Raw genomic sequence first — 21,152 nt, 5'->3', positions numbered from 1 at the left:
AAACCCCCCTTTTGACCTGTATCTCTAATATATAGGGACATCCGTTTAATGAGGGATACGATCGACTCACTATTGGTAAGGCAACATTCGGGTTCCTGCGTAATGTTCCTTCCACCGGACCTATCCAGCATACGGGATTTTCGGAACGCTCTTCGAGAGTCCCTGGAAGAGAACGATTTTTCTCCGAAGAATATCGGACAAATAGAGCTGGCCGCGGACGAGGCATTGACCAACTCCATATCGGCGAATATCAACTCGGATTCTGTGGAGACGATACTCTGTAGATGGATCGTTAAGGATTCCAAATTCACACTTTGGATCGTCGATTACGGCTCCGGATTAAAGGAGGAAAGACTCCGTTCCGCCTATAACGAATCTAAAGCTTCCTCCCTCCAAGAATTCATTAATAAATTCCAAATATACCAAGAGAACAAATGCGAATTCCTTCCGATGAAAGGAAAACCTACCTTCCATCGGAATCTAGGCAAGGGATTGAGGATCATACAGTCCTTGATGGATTCCGTCAAAGTTCTCTATCATTGTAAAGAAGGTAGAATTTCCTCCGATCCCGGAGTTTCGAATATTCGCGGATCCATCATAGAACTCGCATTCGACGCTAAAAAACATTCCTTGTGACCTCCTTAAACCAATTCGCAGAATTCATACTCCGCTCCGAAAGGCTGGAGGATAAACTCTATTCTCCCGAGAAATTTCCCGAAGACGATTCCTCTATATCTTTTTTTCTTCCGGAGCGCCCGGCCCGAGGGGAGAAAATCGCATTTTCCGATAAAAGATCGAAGATTCCCAGATTGGAACATTTGAATAGCGAAGAGAATCGGATTTTCTCCCTGCATCATTTTGCGAATCACGAACTGATGGCAGTGGAATTATTCGCCTGGGCGATTTTGAAATTTCAGGACGCACCTACTAGCGTGCGAAAGAGTTTTTATCGGACTTTACTGGAGGAACAATCGCATCTGAGATTATATTTGGAATGCATCAGATCCGGAGGCATGGATTTGGGGGATAAACCTTTAAATTATATCTTTTGGAAGCAGGTTCCGAATATGAACACATTAGAAAAATTTTATGCTGTGATGGCTATTTCTTTCGAAGGTGCGAACTTGGATTTTTCCGCGATATATCGAATGGCGTTCGAAAAATTCGGCGATACTAAAAAGGCCGAGATCATGGATCGCGTACATAAGGACGAGATCCGACATGTCAAACGAGGTGTTCAGGTCCTTTTCGGAGATTCGACGAAGGGGATAGGCCAGTGGCACAAATACAGAGAATTGATTTCCCATCCCTTCACTCCGCGTCGTGCAAAAGGAACGTTCTATTTTCCCGAACTTAGGACGAAAGCGGGTTTATCTCCCGAATTTGCGAGGGAGCTCGGTCTGTACGTGGACGAATACGAAGGCACTACGAATGCCCGGATACTGAAGGACGTCCTGGGAATCGGAGAAGTCGTTTAACCCCGGAAATCGATGGACAGGGGCTTTTCCTCTTCGGATACTGCTTGTGACCGGCATGAATTCTCGATTTTTTACGTATCTTTCCTTCCGCCTTCCTACCCTATTTTTCGTTTGCATATTCTTCGTCGCTTGTAGTTCAAAGACTCCGTCCGATTCCAAAGTCGTATCATCCGTACTATCCGCCGCGGAAGAAAAGAATCCGGACGTTATCCTGAAAAGACTCGGAAACTTGGACGAAGATCCCGATTTGGAATGTTTCGCTTTGCTCAGAAACGGAACGGAAGAAATTTTGGCGGTGTTCAAAAAAGAAGGCGGGGAATGGGTCTTAAAATATAAGCTCCCTTTCGGACTTTTGAACATAGGACCGATGCACTATGATTCCAAGGCGAATTCCTGGAAACCCGGAGAAGAATCGAAGTCGAAAGAGGCAGGATTTGTCGTTAAGAGAATTCTTATGGAAGAATTGCCCGGCGATGATTTCAATTCCCTTTTCTTGGAAGTTTTGAGCGAAGAACCCCCCCTAGGACTTTTTTCGGTTCCGTATGTGATTCGGAAAGGGGTCAAAATTCTGGATGGCCTTTCCGCATTGAAAGATCACGAATTTCTGGCTAAGTCCAAGCGGGCGGATTTTAACTATAACAAAGAAGAGAAAAACGTTACTATATTTCCCGCCAACAGAACCTACGCGCAAAATTTCAATTTTAACGGTTGGGAAATGATTCCGGATATTCCCAATGTCGCTGTCCCCGGTTTGTTAAGCGTAGAAGCTCCGACAGATTGGAAAAAAGACCGGCAAGGCGAGGCCGTCGTTTGGTTTAAGAACCGCGGCTCGTACGCAGGTACGACATATCTGAGTTTCTCCTTTCCGCAAGGAGGAAAGCTCGAAGTCGAATCCGGTAAGGACGGGGTCAGGACCTATTCCCCCGGATCGAGCATTTATTCTTCCGAAGGAAAATACATAAATTCCAAAGTACCCCTCTTGGAGGCCACTAGGGAAGGCTGGGGAAGAAACCATCGTTACGGAATCCGATTCAAATATACTCCGAATGAGGAAGGAGTTCCGTATTTGCTATTTCGTTCCACTTCAAAAGCTTACCGAGAAACGATTCAAATCCCGACGCAGGCCAGTTCCGCAAAGACGGAAATGGATCAACAAGGATATAGAAGTTATCGATTGCCTTTGGTCTCGAGAGGAAAATCCAAATAGCGGATTTTTCGGTAAGGAAACTATATCCGTGGGAAATTTCGAAGAAACAAAACTCAAACAGGCCAAAATAGAGATCGTTCGGGCTCAAGTGGAACGGTTCCGCAAGTTCTATGCTGATTACTTTCACCTGGAAGAGACGATCCCTATGGTGGAATATTTCTTCGAGACTATCTACAATTTGGAAGGAAAGGAAGCTTGGATGCAATTGGCTCTGGATACGTATCAAAGAGTTAAAAGCATGATGAAAGAAACGACCAGATCCAATTTGGAAACGCTTATCGAACTGAACAACCTTACGGATAAGCTCGACAGTGAAATGGCCAAGCTGCTTCTCGCGCGGGACTGGAACGGAAAGCGTCTTACTCGCGAAGAATACGACGAATTGTATCGTGTTTTCGGTCATAAGCCCGAGAGAGAGGAACAGTTGAGGATCGTATTACACAATCTGAGAACGTTTTACGAGCTCGCACATAGACCGATCGCGGCTTATCTCATACGACCGGCTAGGCTCATGGCATCCTTGCTCGGGGTTTCTCCTTTGTTTCATTCCGTAGAGCAGGCTTATAATGCGGTTCTTCCCGTTTCACCCGAGATATTCGCCGCGTTTATCGAAAAAGTGGAGGAAAGGGAAACACAGTATTTAAATTCCGCATTCGATTCCGAATCTAGACAAGAAACCGCATTATGAATTTTAGATCCCGTTTTGCACGTTATAAAAGAAAGGAGTCCTCGGAAGAAAACGGGGACCGCTGGCTTTTGACTTATGCGGATATGATCACTTTGCTTCTCGGCTTATTCATTATTATGTACTCCGTCTCCCAAGTGGACCAAAGCAAATTGAAACAGGTCGCAGATCTAGTCCGCGGAGGTTTCGGATTGGGAGAATCTTTTTTCGAAGGTTCGAGTACTAGTCTTGAGGAAGACTCGTTATTGCAGCCGAGAACGGAACTGTACCGTTTTTGGGAACGTATCTCTTACGCTTTAAAGAAGTTGCGTGAAAAAACGAAATTGATGATCGGGATGAACGAAACGGAAGAAATTCGCATCCAAATTTTTGCGCCGTCTTTGGGAGAAGGCGAAGAATTCTTGCCGGACGAAGATACGGATTTTACGTTTCGGAAAGTCGCCGAGGTCGTCCAAGGTCTGGACGTGGATATTACTCTTCGTGTGCAAATTCCCTATTCGGATCAGATAACGAACCGAGGTTTTAGGACAACTTGGGAGTACAACGCTCATCGGGCCACTCTGATCGCGGAAGTGCTTTCGGAAAAATACGGCATTCCAAAAGAGAAAATATCCGTTCAGGCTTTTAACGGTTTCAGACAAATCGGCAACCGAAACGAAACTTCTCCGGAGCAAAAAGCTTCCCAAGAGAGGATCGAAATTCTGATTCGAAAAAAAGAAAAGGAATAAGACGGAATATGAGTTTTATAAGAAAAGGAATGCGACAAAAAAAAAATTCGAATCGGATCTTATTCTCTTCGGTTATCGTTTCTATAACGATCCTCTGCGTCTGCTGTCTTCTGAGCTGTAAGGAAAAGCGAAAGATTTCCGCGGATATCGAAACCGTTTGGACCGGAGAAAAGGGAAAGCTCGGTTCCAACGGGCTCGTTCTGATCGCCGAATACTGCGAAAAAATCCGAAGCTGCGCGCAAGGCGACTTAAACAGACTGAACAAGGACGAGAAGTCGATTTTGGAAAAAAGACTGAGGCCGGATATCTGCATACAGAAATTTAAGGAGACTCCGGTTTATAAGTTGGAAGTGGAAAATTCCGAAACTGCCGTTGCCAGAACCGGATCTTGCCTCCAAAAAGTGATCGATTCGGACTGCGAATCGATTAAAAAAGGAGTATCGAGTCTGTCCGATGATTGCATGTGGCTGTATTCGAACCAAATATCGAAATGAATTCGATCGCAGGATTCCCTAAAAAAAATAAAGGGAATTTTTGAGCCCCGAAGGGACTCGAATCCGGGAAAGAAAAAGATAAATCCGGGAGGATGAACTTTTGCTCAGAGGATTAAAGAGATTAAACAGATACGAAAAACGTTTATTAAGAATCGCTAAATTAGCAGGCAAGCTGGCCAAACTCAAGCAGATCGGATTTTCCAGAAGGACTTCCGAAGGTTTTAGGTTTCCCATCTACTCTCTTGAACTGGGCACGGATCAAGGGCTGGCAAAACATCCAGTGGGAATCACTGCGGCAGTTCACGGCTTAGAGACGATAGGGATCCAGATCTTATTGGATTTTCTGGAATACATCATTCATCCGGGATCTACGGGTTATCTTCCTGAATTGAAAAAAGGAAAACTGGGTTTGGTTGTGATTCCGATCGTGAATCCGGGCGGCGTGGCGGCAAAAACGAGATCCAATCCGGGCGGCGTCGATTTGATGCGAAATTCCGGAATCGATGCGGTAAAGCCGCTCCCTTTTTTCGGCGGTCAGAAGTTCTCCAGTAAACTTCCGTATTTTCGAGGACATGGATTGGAACCCGAATCTAGAATCCTGTTCCGCACCATGTATGAAAAATTCTTCGAAGTCAGGAACGCTATCATGCCCGTCTTGGATCTGCATTCCGGTTTCGGAACAGTGGATAATGTGTGGTGGCCGTACGCTTACACACAAGAACCCTGCGAAGACACTTTTCTTTATCGTAAATTGGCATCCCATCTTAGGGAAAATTGCGGCCATCTTCATTTTTCTTACGGACCTCAAAGCGAGAGCTATACTACACACGGCGATCTGTGGGATAAGTTTTACGACCATTATCGAGACGTGCATTCGGATCGTTCCGACTGGGATGCGAAGTTTTTACCTTTAACTTTAGAAGTAGGCACTTGGTCGGATATCAAAGAGGAGCCGATGAAGATTTTTTCCAAAAAGGGAATTTTCCGTCCGGCGGAGCATAATAAAAGGGATACCCTGACTCGGTATCGCGGATTCTTGCGCGATTTCGTTCGTATCGGTTTATCGCAACCGAAGGACTGGATTTAGAGGACGTTAGTCGCCCTCTCTTTCTAACGCGACCATCCGGTCGGCATTGTTCTCAAAAAAAGCCCGCCTTTCCGGCGGGTGTTAATGGTTCGAGCGAAGGAAATTTCGCTCGAGGCAAGGCGATCTATTTCCGCTTTTCCTGATGGAAACAGCGCATTCGGATGTATTTTCCGCCGTCGGCGCACCCGAACATTCTCTTCTTAAATCGAATACGAATGAAATTATATATGAAGAGACCGACGGAATCGTTCGGAATTATAAAAGTGAACTAATTTTAGTTTGCTAGGAAACGGTCCGAGACCAATATGAATTTCCTAGAATATGCGAAATTACGTTATGCTGGCGTTTGCCCTCCTTTGTGGGGGTCCGCTATTTTCGGAATCCTTACGATTAAAGGATTCTATACATTCAAAAAATATAACTTCCAATTTGGAATTTTTGGAAAGTGACAGGGGGGACTTTTCGCCCTTAAGCAACGGCGATCTTTTCGATTGGAAGAGGATCGGCTTTTCCTCCTTGAATTTCAGCTTTTCCGATAAGTCATATTGGTTCCGTTTTCGGGTCCATTTTCGGGAAGGGGAGCAACAGGATCTATTTCTCGTCCTACGCTGGAGGGCTCAGGATAGGGCGGAACTCTATTTGGCGGGAAGACCGAACGCTATTCAAACGGTAGGCGATCGTATTCCCAGATCGGATTGGCCGGTTCAAAATTTCCCCTATCCGTCGTTCCGTCTGCAAGGGAATCCGGGAGAGGAAAAGGAATTCCTTTTACGGATAGAATCGACGTCTATGATGTCTTTTCCGATGGAATTGATGGATGAAGCCGGTCTTAGAAGCGATTTGGCCTTTGAAACCTTCCTCTTTTCCTCATCCGCTTGTCTTTACATTTTAATGATATTTGCGGCGGTTCTTTATTACAAAACGACAGGATTACAGGAATTCGTTCTCTACGCCGGTTACATCTTATGTATGTGGCTTTCTTACGACGTAAATTTCGGAAACATATACGAATTCTTCGATTCGGGGAGTTCTCATTGGTCCGAAAAAAAGAATTATTTTTTCTTCGGCGTCACTACGATCCTATTCTTCCAGTTTATACGGAAATTTTTGGAAACGAAAAGAAGTATGCCTTGCCTGAACGCCGTACTTCGGGGATGTATTTTCGCTTCCCTTGCTTCTTTGCCGATGGTTTTTTTCGACAGCTACTTGCATGTTCTTTCCAAGATTACGGCCTTTTTATATGCCTTTGCGATGCCTATGATCTTGTTTGCGGGAATTTATCTACAAAGAACGGGAAATAGGAAATTGCGACTGTTCTTATTCTCATGGACCGTTTACATGTTGCTCGGCTATACCAGTATATTTTATTATTTAGGCTTTGTCGGTTATACGTTTTTTACGGTCTATGCGCTTCCGATCCTTCTACCTTTGGATTTGATCGTGCTCTTTTATAACGTAATTCGAAAATCCTCCAGAAAATTAGAGGAAAAAAAGAAATCCTATCTGAGTCCGAACCCGTTCGACAAAAAAAGGAAATATACGAAATCGAAATTATCCGGAGTCGACGTGGATCGGTCTTTGGAGTCCTTATTGAAACTCATGGATTCGGAAAAACCGTACCTCGAGGAAAATCTCCAGCTCCAGGACGTAGCGGATAGATTGGGCTTGAACCAGCACCAACTTTCCGAACTTATGAATTCTAGATTGGGAATGAATTTTGCCTCTTACGTGAATTCCAAAAGGATAGAGGAAGTGAAACGCATCCTGGAATCGGGAACGGAGAGGAATATTTTGAATATAGCGTTTACGGTGGGATTCGGTTCTAAAACTTCCTTTAATGTCGAATTTAAAAAGGCGACCGGGTTGACTCCCAAGCAGTACAAGGAACTTTTTTTTCGCAGGGAAAAGTTATCGAACAAAAAATAGGAACCGGTACGCGATGAGATATCCCTACCCGTTTCCAGCAACAAAGTCTAGAATTTTTGCGATTCCCGCTTCTATAATTTCGGTTTCCGGTAAGAGACTTAAGACGATGGCGGGGTGATCCTCCGGAAATCCAAACATACATCCCGGATGAACGAGAGTATGTTCCTTTTCCAGAAGGCGGAGACAAAACGTCTCTTGTTCCAAGAAGAAATCCGATTCTAAAACCGCGTACCAACCTGCCATGGGAGGTCGGTACCGGATTTTTTCGGCGCTCGGAATCATCCCGGAAAGAATTTTAAGATTTCTGGATATTCTTCGTAGAACTTGTCCTTGGATCAATTTTCTCCAAGGCATCAAATCTGAGAGGGCATGTTGTATGGGAGAAGCGACGGAGAGATACGTATCCGATATGATTTCGAGTCTTTCCTTACATTCCGTTTTCCAGCTCTCCGGACCGTCTACGTGGATCCATGAGAGTTTCATTTGAGGCAATGCGAGAATTTTGGAAATCCCGTTGATCCGAAAAAAAGGGACTTTCCGGGTGTGGAGCTCCGAGTGTCGGGTTCCTTCGGAGTGGAAATAATCGCAAAATACCTCGTCTAGTACGATTCCGATCCCATTAGACTCGCAAAATCGGACCAGTGCGGAAAAATCCGATTCGCTTAACGTGGAGCCGGTCGGATTGTTCGGAGAGACGAGGAACAATAATTTGGTTTTCGCGGAGACCGCTTCTTTTAGACCCTCGAAGTCCGGTTTCCAATCTTGGATCGGATCTAAGCGGTATGAGTTGAATTTTACTCCTTCCAGCAGGGCCAAAAATTCGAACAAAGGATAACCGGGAGAAGGGATTAGAATTTCGTCCCCCGGATCGCAGAGTAATTTTATAATATACGAATATGCTTCGGATGATGAGGAGGTCAAAAATAGATCTTCCGGAAGTATATCCAGTCCTCGTTCGCGGTAATACTCGGCCACACAATTCCTGGCGACTTCGGAACCCTGAGGTTCCGGTTCGTATACCAGGCCTGCGTTTTTCGTGAGGGAATGTAAAATCGCCTCCCCTGGAAAGGAGAGTTTTACCCGAGTAGGATTCGAAACGGTTAGATCCAGGATCGGCGTTCCCGCTTTTTTCAAATCTCCGACTTTGGAATACAGTGGGTTTTCTCCCGCTTCAAAATCGAATCGGTCGCTGAATTTGGGGAGAAAGTCCGGAGTCATCGATCAATGTCCGGCGATTCTATTCCAAATATAGAGAATCGTGGAGAGGATGACGCTGATTAAAATGGATGTGGTGATGGGAAAATAAAATCGGAAGTTTTCTTTTTCGATTCGGATGTCTCCCGGAAGATTTCCTAAGGAGGAGAAAAAAGGAAGTTTGGAACCGAATAAAAAAAGGAATCCTAGAAAAAGGAAGATAGCTCCGATCCAGAGAAAAGTCTTACCGAACGGTTCCATAAGGGAATCCTGAGGAGGACAATCGGCGGAGAGGGGGGGATTCGAACCCCCGGTAGGTGTTACCCTACGCATGCTTTCCAAGCATGTACCATAAACCGCTCGGACACCTCTCCTCGAGCTTGCGTTTACGATGTTTTCTTAGACGGGCTCCCGGTCAAGGAGATTCGCCTTAAAAGTTTTACATGAGAAACCGGAGGAACCTCGGGGAAAAATCGCGACAAACCCGTAAGCCGATCTTCGGAAAACCGAGTTGACTAAACATATGTTCGATAATCCCTGGTAGATCATGGCCGATAAGCACGATAAAGTTCCTGAAAATGCTCCAGGCAAGTACTACATAGATAATACTTGCGTGCCCTGCAACGATTGTCTAGAGGAAGCTCCCATGCTTTTGAAATATACCGACGACGAATCGAAGGTGTATTTTCATCGCCAACCTCAGACGCCGGAAGAACAAATTTGTGCCCGTAAAGCGAAGGAAATTTGTCCTGTAGAAGCGATCGGAGACGACGGAGAATAATTCGGATTCGATAGGGCGTTCTTCACGTTTTTGTTTCGTACGGAATTCCCTCCTTTTTCCCGCTCATTTTGATCCTCGTTCTCCGTAATATAAAAATATCCTTTTTTATCCTTCTTTCCATAAAGATATTGTACTTTTTCTTCGTCTAACCCGTGTTTTTAGCTCGAAAAACGGGTCTTATGAATAAGTCCGATGAATGTGCAAGAAGACAACGGAACCTTACCCGCTGACTTTCAGGGCGAAGCCTTCTTCCGAATCCTTGTCGAAAAGAGCAGGGATATGGTTTGTCTGCACGATATAGAAGGTAGATATTTGTATGCGAATCCTCGCTGCAAGGAGTTGACCGGATACGAACCCCGGGAACTTTTAAATCGGGATCCGTACGATTTTATTCATGCGGAAGATAGGCGAAGGATACGTCTCGAATCCCACGATCTAGCCAAAGCCGGTACGAATCCCCATTCCATCGACTACCGGTTTTTAAAAAAAGAAGGGACATACGTTTGGCTTCAGACCCACACGCAACCAATACCGGACGTTTCCGGCAAAATAAAATATCTGCATACTACGACTCGGGAGATCAGCGATCAGATCGAACTTCTCGATAAGTTAAAATTGTCGGAGAGACTTTCCGGTCTAATGAGCGAGCTTGCTCATGTTGGCGGCTGGGAATCCGATTTTCTAACAGGGACGATCCATTGGACCGAAGAAGTTTACAGCATCTTCGAACGGAATCCGAGTAGCGGACTCAATAAGGAGATCATCTACGGATATTGCCATCCGGAAGATCTTGTTATCGTAATGCATCACAACCGGAGACTCGGAGAAACGGGGGAAAGTTATTCCTTTGAACACAGGATCGTCACCCAATCCGGCAGAGTTAAGTGGCTTCGAAGCCAGGGGAAAGCGAATTATTCCGACGGAAAGATCGTCGGAATCTACGGTGCCATTCAGGATATCACCCTTTCTAAAATCGTGGAAGAGGAGATTCGGATCAGTGAAAAGAAATTTTCTCTCGCGTTTCACAACTCCGGAATCGGGATCTTCCTGTTGGATAAGGAAGGCAGGTTTATCGAAGTGAACCAATCCTTTTCCGATCTGGTCGGATATCCCGCTGAAGAACTTTGGTCCAAGAAGTTGAACGACATCGCTTTTTCCGAGGATACCGCCCTAGTGGAGGAGATGTTCGGTCGGATTTTTTCCGGAGAGAAGGAATCCGGGCAGTTAATCAAACGGTATCTTCATAAAAAAGGTTTTCTGATATGGACTCTTATTACTGCGGTAGCGGTTAGAAAAGACTCGGGAGAATTGATGTTCGTAGTCGTTCAGGTTCAGGATATCTCCCGTCGACGGACTTTGGAGAATATCCTGAGAGAGAAGAATTCCCGGTTGAAGTCCGTCAGCAAAACCTTACAGGAGAGGATAAGTCAGCTCGAGGAATTCAATCAAATCGTTTCGCATAATATCCGTTCTCCGATCGGAAATATCTCTACTCTGATAAAATTTCTGGAAGAAGCCGAGACGGAGGAGGAAAAAAAGGAATTCGTCGAATATCTGAAAGAGACGGCGGATCAACTTTTATGCACTTTGAACGAGCTCGTCGAGGTGATCAAGATCAGACAGAACGCGAATGTCTCGTCAGAACAGATCTATTTCGAGGAAGTCTTTGAACGCGTGAAAGGGATGTTTCTCGGTCAGATCATGGAAGTCGGGGCCATTATTAATACCGATTTTAAGGACGCGCCAGGAGTAGTTTATCCTAAGATATATCTGGAAAGCATTCTACTGAATCTTTTTTCCAACGCCTTGAAATATAGGTCGCCTAAACGAAAGCTTTGTATAAATGTTAGAACCTATTGGCAGAATAGCGCTTTAATGATCGAGGTTCAGGACAACGGTTTGGGTTTGGATTTGAATAAATACGGCAATCAGATTTTCAGATTGCATAAGACTTTTCATAGAGATACCGAAGGAAAAGGATTGGGTCTATTCATGACCAAAAACCAAGTGGAATCCCTAGGCGGAGAAATCCGCGTGGAAAGTGAGCCGGATGTAGGTACGAAATTCATTGTTCAGCTTAACAAAGGTTATGAATTCGCAATTTAGAAAGCGGAGACTCTTATTGATCGACGACGATGATATCTTCGTCGCTATCGCAAAAAGAACCATTGAAAAGGCCGGAATTTTGGAGAATTTCGACGTGTTCTCGGATGGAGAAGGGGCGATTTCCTTTTTAAAGGATCATATTACGGATCCGGAATCCATTCCGGATTTTATCCTTCTAGATATAAATATGCCCTACATGGACGGCTGGCAGTTTCTGGAGGAATATTCCCTGTTCGAAGGCATGCTCTTAAAAAAACCGATCATTTATATGATAAGTTCGTCGGTCGACGATGCGGACATTAAAAAGGCCAAAGACATTCCCTATGTTCGGGATTATCTAATTAAACCGGTATCCGCCGATTCCTTCCGAAGGATCCTGTCCTTTTCGGAGGAGTAAGTCGAACTTAAGCGGCTTTCCTTAGACGTTCACCTGATTTCTTTCCGATTTTTGTCGTAGACTCCGACCAGAATTCCGTTCCCGGCAGCGTCTACTTTTAAGCCTCCGAATTTGGCCTCGGAGAATTTGTCCGCAGTTCCTTCCTGAAAAAAATACTCTTCCGCTCCGAAACTCACCGCGAATTGGGAACGATGGAATTTTATTTTTCTCTCGCTTGTAGAAATCGGTTCCGAATCTTTCTGGAATCGTACGAATCGCGCCACTCTTTCGGAGTCGGGAGTAAAAATCAAAAACCCCCGATTGGGTAAATCGTCGGAAAAATTGCTTCGGGTAATTTCGTAACCCAATCGCATATAGTCGCCCTGCATCAGGGAACGGGGATCCACCGGAGCTAAAGCGAAAAGGAACAATTCTCCTTTTTCCCTGATTCTCTCCTTTTGCCAGGTTTCCTTCCCTAAAAACGCCAGAACGACGATCAGGTTAAGCAGGACTAGGATTTTTCGGATTTTATCGCTCATTCTCTAGTTCCTTTCTATCATACAGTTTTGATAGATAAAGATAGGCGAAAAGGAATAGGGCGCCGGAACCCAGTAAAATGTACGATTTTATCAGCAGGGTAAACTTAAGAGAATAATAATAATCCACTAAATAGCAGGATATGGATAGGATTCCCAGCATCAGTATGAGATATAGTCTTTGCCTGAAACCGACGGTGATTAAAAAAACCGAAAATGAAATTCCCGGAGCTTGCAGAGTCGGAATCAGAAGTATGCAAATCGCTCCGACCGTGAGCCCTTGTATAAAAGGAGTATCTTTCAGGATCGGATTCATACAAGTCCAAAGATAAATCGCTAAGACCAGAATTCCTATCGTACCGGAGATTCTCCAATCCGTTGATATGTAGTTTCCACCTACGGCGGATAGAGCCGGGATCCCGGAAATCGCAAGTGTCAAGCCGTAGATTGTGGGTATGTAGAACGGTCGTATGGCTTTTCCCAAGGAAAGGATTTCGACTTCGTACCGAAATAAAAGAACGATCGCAAATCCGGACAATGCCAGCATGATATGAATTCCGAACGACATTTCGTTCTCTTCCAGGAGGATCACGGAGGAAGAAAAAATCAGAAGGACCGAAACGAATTTTTGTATCCAAGTTCCGGAGAAAAGGTAGAGAAAAATTTCCACGATCAGAACCGACGCGCTGAAGGAAAGGATTTCGGACCGGGAAAAGGCGATACCTAAAAATAACAATACTTGTCCTAAGAATCCTATGGAAACGGTAAAAGACTCCGAAATCTTTTTCCTTTTATCCAACATTGGGATTGCTATCGATCCGATAGATACCAAGGCCCCTATCACTTTCAAGCTCTCGGTCGTCTCCAATATTTTTGCGATAAATAGAAACAAGAGTAAAAGCATGGTCGCAAACCAGGAACCGAGAATTACCACCAAGTGAACATACCAAGGGGTATCGGAACTTTCCCCACGGGTTAGGAAGGAATGCAATTTTTCCTTTTGTTCGGCGTTTAAGTTCAGTTCCGGCGGAATTTCGAAAGGTTTCATCCTTCTCTTTCCCCCTTTTTCCATTCGTTCCGGATTCGCAACAGATGCCTTGCGCTCCATGCCGTAGCCGCAGTCAGCGCTATACCTCCGAATAAAAACGGAAGGGCGAAATCTTTCCAATCGAAGATTCTCACAAAGACGGAAAAAACCAATGTGATTGCGGACAGCAGAGATAGAGCCAATATTCCTAGTCGCTTAATCTTATAACGATAAACGAAATAGCCAACCGATAAGGTTGCTAACGAAAGGCAGACCATCAGGAGATCTCCTTCTCCCTTTACGTCTCTGAATATGCTGAAAATGGAACCGAAAGTCGCATAATAATAGGTCAAGAATCCGACGGTATTCGGAAACCACCCCGCAATTTCCTTGGAATCGTTCTTCTGATTCTCTTTTTCGTACAGAACAACTGCTGCGGCATTGAAAAGAAGCGCAAAGGAATATGAGTACGGGCTTTCATCCCGGAAAAAAATCTGTCTCTGGTACAGTTCTATCGTAATATTCGAAAGTAATATCCATAGGAACCAAAGCGGAGGGGAATTCCCCGCAACGACGAAACCTAGACTTAAAAAGGTCCATCCTAAGAATAAGTCTACGGCGTTCGCCCCGGTTTGATAGATTTGTCCGTAAACGGCAAGGAGAACACCCACCAAGACCGAGGCAAGAATCAGCAATGCTTGTTTGGAGTAACTTTCGGATTTACCTAGCAGGTACGACCCGACAGCCGCCGCTAAAGAACAAGAGATCAATCCCAATTTGGAGAATCGATGCATCCCCGCCCAATTATAAGCGAAGAAAAAAACGACCCCTGAGGAAAATAACGCTAGCCCTAATCCCAAAAAGGAAATACTGGCGAATCGAACCCATTCTTTGGGCTCCCTTTCGGGAAAAAGGGAAATAAGAAATTTCCTGATTTGATCCTTTCCCAAATCGAGTGTTTGGATCGCCTCGTATATTTCCCCTTTTTCTAAATCTTTCATAATCGAAAAACCGGATCCTAATGCGGAAGAAAAGGATCCGAATTTACGAAAGAAAGTCCAGCAATTAAACCTTCACCATTCCTAAAACGGACGGGGATTTATTCCCCTTGGCCGAGGGAAAATGCGCGTTTTCCCTCGAATTTATATAGATTCTCGGTTTGGATGCTGTCCATACCCGCCTCGGCTATGCGGATCAATAATTTTCCGATTTGCTCCGATTGGATGACTTCGAAACCGTCCCCCATTTCGGTATCGGGCGTATTCGAGTGCACGAACCTACATCTCCAATGATCCGTTAAGAAAGTTTCGGGCGCTCCGTTCGGATATACTTTCACCCCTCGATTCGTTATCATACGGAGCTTCAGGTCTCCTGCGATGGCGGATAATTTTTTACCCAATTCCTCGGGAGAACCCGGAATCCAATCCAGAAATACGTCCACGCCTACCAATTCCTTCGGAATGGTCCGTCTTTTATATTCCGGAATATGAATGGGCTTGGCTTTTCCGAAAGAGACAGGCTTGAATCGTTCCGGTAAATGACCTAAATTTCCGATCACGGCTTCGGCAAACTCTTTGGTTCCCACCTTGATCCTACTCACTCCCGCTTTGAAAATGTCGCCGGTATGAATTCCTTCCTCTATCGTTAATAGCCAGGCGTTTTGTATTTTTGCCGCTATGTCCGGCTGCCCGAGGTGAACTAACATCATTACCGCAGCGTTCAATAAACCGGAAGGATTCGCGGCGTTCTTTCCCGCTATGTCCGGCGCCGAACCGTGAATCGCTTCGAACATGGAGACGATTTCTCCTATATTCGAGGATCCGGCCATTCCCACCGATCCGGCAACCTGTGCCACTATGTCCGAAATGATATCTCCGTATAAGTTTAATGTGACTACTACGTCGTACACCTGTGGGCGTTCCGCGAGGTGAGCGGCTCCGATGTCGATGATCTCGCTATTCGCTTCGATTTCGGGATATTCTTTCGCGATCTCTCTGAATACTTCGTGAAACAGGCCGTCCGACTGCTTCATGATATTATCCTTAACCATCGCGGTGACTTTTTTTCTGCCGTAAGCCTTGGCATATTCGAAAGCGTATCGGATGATTTTCTCGGACCCCGGGCGAGAAACCAGTTTTAAACATTGGACCGTATCGGCTGTCTGCTTGTGTTCGATTCCGGTATAAAGATCCTCTTCGTTTTCCCGTACGATAACCACGTCGAGTTGGGGATGCTTGGTGTCCACATAAGGATAAAGGGAAACACAGGGCCTAACGTTCGCAAAGAGTCCTAGGGTCGTGCGAACGGTAACGTTCAGGCTTTTATATCCTCCCCCCTGCGGCGTGGTGATGGGGGCTTTTAAAAAGACTTTCGTTTCCCTCAGAATATCCCAAGCGGAAGGTTCTATACCGGCGCTATGGCCTCTTTTGTAGACCTGCTCTCCGATTTCCAAAAAGACGGGCTCGATTTTCGCTCCGGCAGCTTCTAAAATTTTTAAAGTCGCATCCATGATCTCCGGGCCGATTCCGTCCCCTTTGGCCACGGCGATTCTCTTTTTAGCGGTCATTCAACCCTCCGGTAATAGACTTATTTGAGCCCTCTATCGGTACGGGTCAATCCGGAATACTTACGTTTTATTTTTCGGACCGGGAAGTATTTTCCATTTTAATGATGCGACTAAACGCGAAGGTTTCGGAGAAAAACACGTCTGGATTGGATTCCTAGAGAATCACCAAAAGTGGAATTCGATCGGATCTCCGTCTGCGAGTTCCTCTCTCTCGGCCGGGTGTAAAGCGATCCCTTCCGAAAAAAGTCCTGCCGTCACATCTCCGCTTCCGTTGAAGATTTTCGGAGAGACCTTCGTCTGATCGGAGGAATCCAGAATTGCGGGAAAAAATTCCGCCAATTTGTTTTTCTTTTTCCTGGAACCCGCCAAAGGAAGAAGCAAAGGTCGCTCGGGCGGCATCCCCGAGAATTTACGTAGATAAGCTTCTACGAAAATCCGGAAACAGACTTGAACACTGAACGGGTTTCCGGGTAGTCCGAAGATAACGGTGCTTTTTTTCTTACCGAACCAGATCGGTTTTCCCGGCTTTATCATAATTTTGTGAAATATCTGCTCGACTCCCAAGTCTGCCAGGACGCTCGGAACCAGATCGTAGTTTCCCATGGAAACTCCTCCGGAAAGGATCAGTATGTCCGAATCCAAACCTTCGGTCAAAGATTCGCGGAGAACGGATTTCTCATCCCCGGCCAATGTCGTTTTTTGCGGGAGAATTCCGAATTTGAAGAGTCCTGCACGGATCGTATAAGAATTAGAATCCCTTATCTGCCAAGGCAAGGGCTCTTCTTCTACGGAGATCACTTCGTTTCCGGTGGATACGATATGCACCTTGGGTAATCGGGAAACTTGAACCGATTTTTTTCCCAAAGAAGCCAAGAGCGATAAAGTGGAGGCGTCGATTTTTTGTCCTGCCGGGAGGACCGGCTCTCCTTTTTTAAGGTCTTCCCCTTTTAACGCGATATTCAGGTTTTCTTTTACCGAAGGGAGCCGGAATCGAACGAATCCTTTTTTCTCCTCTATGCTATCCTCTACCTTGATAACCGCATTTAATCCTTCCGGAACAGGAGCACCGGTCATGATTCGAACCGCTTGTTCTCCAGGCTGAAGTTCCAGCGACATACCTGCGGATACTTCGCTCTTGTAGGCATATATCCGATCCGCGGAAAATCCATTCGAACGTACTGCAAATCCATCCATGGTTGCCCTTCGAAAAGGAGGATAATCCCGGTCGGCAACGACGGATTCCGCTAAGATTCTTCCCGTCGATTCGGATAACGAAAGGTTTTCCGAAGAAGAGGATTCCGCGTGCGAAACTATTAATGAGATCGCTTCTTGCAAGGAGATCAATGTCCTTCCCCTCGCATCATTTTTTTTGCATGGAAAATCGCCGGCAAGATCGACTGCATGCTTTCTCTGGCACCGTTCGAACTACCGGGAACGCACACTACGAGCGTCTTACCTATCCGCCCGGCGATGGAGCGGGAAAGCATCGCAAAAGGAGTCCGATCCTGACCGAAGGACCTCATCGTTTCGGCGATTCCCGGAATTTCCTGATCCAACAACGAACGTATCGTATCCGTAGTATTGTCCCGTGGACCTAATCCCGTACCTCCGGTGGTAACGATCAAATCCAGCTTTTCTCCAACCCAAGCGGAGATCGCTTTGCGGATTTCTTCCGGCTCGTCCGGAACGATTTTCCGTTCGACAACTTCCACTCCTTGTTCGGTTAACAACTCATTGATCGCCGGTCCGGACCCGTCTTCCCGGTTTCCGGCAAAGGTCGAGTCGGAGCAGACTAGGATGGCCGCTCTGGAGCCTGAGGCGAATTTCGCGATATGAGAATCGCTTTTCCCTCCTTTCTTTTCTAGAAGACGTATGGAAGAAATCTCCATGTTTTTATCGATGGGTTTGAGAAGGTCATAGATTACCAAAGCGGCTACGGAAACCCCGGTCAATGCTTCCATCTCGATTCCGGTTTTGCCTATGGATTTCGCCGAGGTGAAAATACGGATCGCGTTTTTTTCCGGAAGTACTTCGAAGTCGACGGAAAAGGAATCGATGGGAACCGGATGGCAGTGGGGAATCAGTTCCGAGGTTTTCTTGGAAGCTAGGAGGGCGGAGGCTTTTGCTACTCCGAAAAGATCGCCTTTAGGAAGATCGTTCCGCTTGATTCTCTGGATCGTCTCAGGTCCGCAAAATACGTAACCTTCGGCTTGGGCGGTTCGCAGGGAAATCCTCTTTCCCGTGATATCGTTCATGGTTCGCTCCGATCGACTCGAAAAACTTCGGCGAATACAAGTGAACCACTCCCGGTCGGTTTCACCAAGGATTTTATTCGGAAAGGAGGTGTATAAAAAATCGGAAAGACTAGGCTTATTCGGAATCGAGATCGATGTCAGGACGATCCGTCGCGAATTCCTCCTGCGAATAGATCACCTCCAAAACGTCGTCCATCCAGTCCGGAGCACCACTGGAGAGAGGGTCGTTGACCCGGTACTTCTCCATAATGCGGTTGTGTTTCAGGATTTGTTCCTTCGTTGCAGCATTCATGTTATTAGCTTCGGTCGAAAAGAGAAAAAGATTTCGCCTACTTAAACGAAAATGAGGAAATAAATTTCTTAAAAGTACAAGGATTTTTTATCGCTTTCGAAGGAAAAAATTCCGAAACATCGTCGTGGATTTTCGGTTAGACGGTAAGGCTATTAAGGAGATTGGGAGGGAAGGGCAACCAAAGGGCCGTCGAGGAAACGGATTCTCCCCGACGGTTCTAAAGGATCCTTAAAATAGCTCGTTTCCTTTAAAGAAGAAGCTGATTTCCAAAGCCGCGTTGTCGTCCGAGTCGGAGCCGTGTACTGCGTTTGCTTCTTTGCTTTCGGCAAATAAGGCGCGTATGGTGCCCGCTGCCGCCTCTTTCGGGTCGGTCGCACCGATTACGTTTCTCCAGTGCTGGACCGCGTCGTTTCTTTCCAATGCTGCCGCCACAATCGGTCCCGAAGACATGTAAGCGCAGAGGTCGTTGTAAAAAGGACGGGCAGAATGGACTTTATAAAACTGTTTAGCGTCCTCCAAAGAGAGTTTGAGATATTTCAAACCTAGAATTTTGAATCCTTCCTTTTCGATTCTTTGCAGAATATCTCCGACGTGTTTGTTTTTTACTCCGTCAGGTTTGATCATGATGAACGTTCTAGACATTGGTTTTCCTTATTTCGATAGTTTTTTTAATAGAGCTTTACTGACTATATCCGGGACCTGAGCGGACACGTCCCTCCCGTGTCTGGCCACTTCCTTTACTATAGTGGAAGATACGAAGGAGTATTCGTTGGATGACATGAGAAAGATTGTTTCCAGCTCCGGAGCCAGTTTTTTATTCATTAGAGAAATCGCATATTCATAATCGAAGTCCGTAACGGCCCGAAGTCCGCGTATGATGCTTTTTGCTCCGCGTTTTCTGCAATAATCCACGGTCAGTCCTTCGAACGTGTCGATTTCCAGATTCGACCATCCCTCCGTCACTTCACGGACGAATTCCAGCCTTTCTTCGATGGAAAATAGGAAATTCTTACTCGAATTTACCGCGATCCCGATGATCACTTTGTCGAAAAGTCCCATGGAGCGCTGTAAAATATCGACATGTCCGTTCGTAAGCGGATCGAAGGAACCGGGATAAACTGCGATTCTAGTCATTTTTTCCTCAACCGTGCCGCTTCCTTGGCGGGTAATCCGTATAGGTTGATGAAACCTTCCGCATCTTTTTGGTTGTACAATTCCTCTTTTTCGAACGTAGCCATTTCGGGATTGTAAAGGGATACCTGCGATTTTCTTCCTACGACGATCGCGTTTCCTTTATATAATTTGAGCTTAACCGTTCCGGTGACGAATCTTTGGGTTTCGGAAATGAAAGCCCGTACCGCACTCATACGTGAGGAGAACCAGTGGCCGTTATAAATCAGCTCCGCAAGTTCCGCGGACAATTTATCCTTATGGTGTTGCGTGTCCCGATCTATGGTGATGGACTCCAGATCACGATGAGCATGGAATAGGATAGTTCCTCCCGGAGTTTCATAGACTCCGCGGGACTTGATTCCGACGAGACGGTTTTCCACGATGTCGACTCTTCCGATCCCGTGTTTGCCTCCTATCGTATTCAGGGTATCCATGACTTCGAGGGGATTCATTTTTTTACCGTTAATGGCGATACAGTTTCCTTCCGAAAAATCCAACTCGACGTATTCGGGAGAATCGGGGGCTTTTTCCGGAGATACGGTGAGAAGGAACATATCCTCGTTCGGTTCCTTATAAGGATCCTCCAGGATTCCGCCCTCGTAGGAGATGTGCATCAGGTTTCTGTCCATGGAATACGGTTTCGAGGCGGTGACCGGAACGGGGATGCCCTTGGATTTGGCGTACTCGATCAGATCCGCACGACCTCCGAAAGTCCACGTTCTCCAAGGCGCGATGATTTCCTTTTCCGGAGCCAGCGATTTGAAGGCCAGTTCGAAGCGAACCTGGTCGTTTCCTTTTCCGGTAGCTCCGTGCGCGAATGCATCCGCTCCTTCTTTCTTGGCCACTTCGACCATCGCTTTTGCGATCAGAGGGCGGGCCAAAGAGGTACCCAATAAATACCTCATTTCATAGATTGCGTTTCCCTGGATCGCGGGATAAATGAAGTCTCTCGCGAATTCCAGTCGAAGGTCTTCTATATAAACTTTAGAAGCTCCGGTTTTGATTCCTTTTTCTTCCAGTCCGGTCAATTCTTCCTTTTGACCGACATCGGCGGTGAATGCCACCACTTCGCAGCCGTAGGTTTCCTTTAACCAGGTAAGGATTACGGAAGTGTCTAATCCGCCCGAGTAAGCGAGTACGATCTTTTTAATATTCTTTGGAGCCGCCATTCTAAGGATAGGGAATTCGGTCGAGCCCATCCGACAAGTCCGATTTTCACTCCCGAATACGCGGAAGTAAAG

At 45.9% G+C, this 21,152-nt stretch carries 23 protein-coding genes and 1 tRNA gene; 11 read left to right on the top strand and 13 right to left on the bottom strand.

Features of this window, described 5'->3' with window-relative positions:
- The first annotated feature begins 48 nt into the window (after window positions 1-48).
- From EHO61_RS03935 to EHO61_RS03900, 8 genes are all read left to right on the top strand, one after another.
- The gene (locus tag EHO61_RS03935; protein ID WP_167884799.1) at window positions 49-636 is read left to right on the top strand and encodes an ATP-binding protein; all 588 of its coding nucleotides are present in this window, start codon (window positions 49-51) and stop codon (window positions 634-636) included.
- The gene (locus EHO61_RS03930) at window positions 633-1,478 is read left to right on the top strand and encodes a DUF455 family protein (RefSeq protein ID WP_135812308.1); all 846 of its coding nucleotides are present in this window, start codon (window positions 633-635) and stop codon (window positions 1,476-1,478) included. Before EHO61_RS03935 ends, EHO61_RS03930 begins: the two co-directional genes overlap by 4 nt.
- 55 nt (window positions 1,479-1,533) lie before the next feature.
- On the top strand, window positions 1,534-2,685 hold the full coding sequence (locus EHO61_RS03925; protein ID WP_135812576.1) for an LIC13341 family surface-exposed protein: 1,152 nt from the start codon (window positions 1,534-1,536) through the stop codon (window positions 2,683-2,685).
- Window positions 2,686-2,713: 28 nt separating this feature from the next.
- Window positions 2,714-3,373 (top strand): FFLEELY motif protein, encoded by a 660-nt coding sequence (locus EHO61_RS03920; RefSeq protein ID WP_135812307.1) that lies wholly within the window; start codon window positions 2,714-2,716, stop codon window positions 3,371-3,373.
- Window positions 3,370-4,098, top strand: coding sequence for a flagellar motor protein MotB (locus tag EHO61_RS03915; RefSeq protein WP_135812306.1), 729 nt, complete (start codon window positions 3,370-3,372; stop codon window positions 4,096-4,098). The genes EHO61_RS03920 and EHO61_RS03915 overlap by 4 nt, the downstream gene beginning before the upstream one ends.
- An 8-nt stretch (window positions 4,099-4,106) precedes the next feature.
- Window positions 4,107-4,592, top strand: a complete 486-nt coding sequence (locus EHO61_RS03910; protein ID WP_135812305.1) for a hypothetical protein — start codon at window positions 4,107-4,109, stop codon at window positions 4,590-4,592.
- A gap of 100 nt (window positions 4,593-4,692) precedes the next feature.
- Entirely contained in the window at window positions 4,693-5,679 is a 987-nt protein-coding gene (locus EHO61_RS03905; RefSeq protein WP_135812304.1) for a M14 family zinc carboxypeptidase, read from the top strand.
- A 438-nt stretch (window positions 5,680-6,117) separates the two neighbouring features.
- Window positions 6,118-7,605: a 7TM diverse intracellular signaling domain-containing protein gene (locus EHO61_RS03900; protein ID WP_246031994.1), complete on the top strand. Its 1,488-nt coding sequence runs from the start codon at window positions 6,118-6,120 to the stop codon at window positions 7,603-7,605.
- Between the two features lie 24 nt (window positions 7,606-7,629).
- Here the strand turns inward: EHO61_RS03900 and EHO61_RS03895 are convergent, their stop codons facing one another.
- The 3 genes from EHO61_RS03895 to EHO61_RS03885 form a co-directional block, all read right to left on the bottom strand.
- Window positions 7,630-8,823: a pyridoxal phosphate-dependent aminotransferase gene (locus EHO61_RS03895; protein WP_135812302.1), complete on the bottom strand. Its 1,194-nt coding sequence runs from the start codon at window positions 8,821-8,823 to the stop codon at window positions 7,630-7,632.
- A gap of 3 nt (window positions 8,824-8,826) precedes the next feature.
- Window positions 8,827-9,060 (bottom strand): DUF2905 domain-containing protein, encoded by a 234-nt coding sequence (locus tag EHO61_RS03890; RefSeq protein ID WP_135812301.1) that lies wholly within the window; start codon window positions 9,058-9,060, stop codon window positions 8,827-8,829.
- 26 nt (window positions 9,061-9,086) lie between these two features.
- Window positions 9,087-9,173 (bottom strand) — tRNA-Ser (locus tag EHO61_RS03885).
- Between the two features lie 173 nt (window positions 9,174-9,346).
- Here EHO61_RS03885 and EHO61_RS03880 point away from each other — a divergent pair.
- From EHO61_RS03880 to EHO61_RS03870, 3 genes are all read left to right on the top strand, one after another.
- The gene (locus EHO61_RS03880) at window positions 9,347-9,580 is read left to right on the top strand and encodes a ferredoxin (protein WP_135812300.1); all 234 of its coding nucleotides are present in this window, start codon (window positions 9,347-9,349) and stop codon (window positions 9,578-9,580) included.
- A 192-nt stretch (window positions 9,581-9,772) separates the two neighbouring features.
- Window positions 9,773-11,686: a PAS domain-containing sensor histidine kinase gene (locus EHO61_RS03875; RefSeq protein WP_135812299.1), complete on the top strand. Its 1,914-nt coding sequence runs from the start codon at window positions 9,773-9,775 to the stop codon at window positions 11,684-11,686.
- A complete protein-coding gene (locus EHO61_RS03870) occupies window positions 11,670-12,083 on the top strand; it encodes a response regulator (protein ID WP_135812298.1) in 414 nt (137 codons plus the stop codon). Before EHO61_RS03875 ends, EHO61_RS03870 begins: the two co-directional genes overlap by 17 nt.
- A gap of 29 nt (window positions 12,084-12,112) precedes the next feature.
- Here the strand turns inward: EHO61_RS03870 and EHO61_RS03865 are convergent, their stop codons facing one another.
- From EHO61_RS03865 to EHO61_RS03825, 10 genes are all read right to left on the bottom strand, one after another.
- Window positions 12,113-12,601 (bottom strand): GDYXXLXY domain-containing protein, encoded by a 489-nt coding sequence (locus EHO61_RS03865; protein ID WP_135812297.1) that lies wholly within the window; start codon window positions 12,599-12,601, stop codon window positions 12,113-12,115.
- Window positions 12,591-13,646 carry a DUF4401 domain-containing protein gene (locus tag EHO61_RS03860; RefSeq protein WP_135812296.1) on the bottom strand — a complete coding sequence of 352 codons (1,056 nt, stop codon included), beginning with the start codon at window positions 13,644-13,646 and terminating at the stop codon, window positions 12,591-12,593. Before EHO61_RS03860 ends, EHO61_RS03865 begins: the two co-directional genes overlap by 11 nt.
- Window positions 13,643-14,626, bottom strand: a complete 984-nt coding sequence (locus tag EHO61_RS03855) for a DUF2157 domain-containing protein (RefSeq protein WP_135812295.1) — start codon at window positions 14,624-14,626, stop codon at window positions 13,643-13,645. Before EHO61_RS03855 ends, EHO61_RS03860 begins: the two co-directional genes overlap by 4 nt.
- A gap of 98 nt (window positions 14,627-14,724) precedes the next feature.
- A complete protein-coding gene (locus EHO61_RS03850; RefSeq protein ID WP_135812294.1) occupies window positions 14,725-16,191 on the bottom strand; it encodes an NADP-dependent isocitrate dehydrogenase in 1,467 nt (488 codons plus the stop codon).
- 162 nt (window positions 16,192-16,353) lie between these two features.
- A complete protein-coding gene (locus tag EHO61_RS03845) occupies window positions 16,354-17,535 on the bottom strand; it encodes a molybdopterin molybdotransferase MoeA (protein WP_135812293.1) in 1,182 nt (393 codons plus the stop codon).
- The gene (moaCB, locus tag EHO61_RS03840; RefSeq protein WP_281276633.1) at window positions 17,532-18,482 is read right to left on the bottom strand and encodes a bifunctional molybdenum cofactor biosynthesis protein MoaC/MoaB; all 951 of its coding nucleotides are present in this window, start codon (window positions 18,480-18,482) and stop codon (window positions 17,532-17,534) included. Before moaCB ends, EHO61_RS03845 begins: the two co-directional genes overlap by 4 nt.
- A gap of 79 nt (window positions 18,483-18,561) precedes the next feature.
- Entirely contained in the window at window positions 18,562-18,738 is a 177-nt protein-coding gene (locus tag EHO61_RS17195; protein WP_167884798.1) for a hypothetical protein, read from the bottom strand.
- Between the two features lie 228 nt (window positions 18,739-18,966).
- Entirely contained in the window at window positions 18,967-19,380 is a 414-nt protein-coding gene (locus tag EHO61_RS03835) for a nucleoside-diphosphate kinase (protein ID WP_135812291.1), read from the bottom strand.
- Between the two features lie 9 nt (window positions 19,381-19,389).
- Window positions 19,390-19,872 (bottom strand): pantetheine-phosphate adenylyltransferase, encoded by a 483-nt coding sequence (gene coaD / locus EHO61_RS03830; RefSeq protein WP_135767266.1) that lies wholly within the window; start codon window positions 19,870-19,872, stop codon window positions 19,390-19,392.
- Window positions 19,869-21,080, bottom strand: coding sequence for an argininosuccinate synthase (locus EHO61_RS03825; RefSeq protein ID WP_135812290.1), 1,212 nt, complete (start codon window positions 21,078-21,080; stop codon window positions 19,869-19,871). Before EHO61_RS03825 ends, coaD begins: the two co-directional genes overlap by 4 nt.
- Window positions 21,081-21,152: the final 72 nt, after the last annotated feature.

This window comes from Leptospira fluminis (genome assembly GCF_004771275.1).
GTDB classification, from domain to species: Bacteria; Spirochaetota; Leptospiria; order Leptospirales; family Leptospiraceae; genus Leptospira_B; species Leptospira_B fluminis.
Note: the sequence above shows the minus strand (reverse complement) of the source record. Positions and strands in the feature narration are given on the sequence as shown.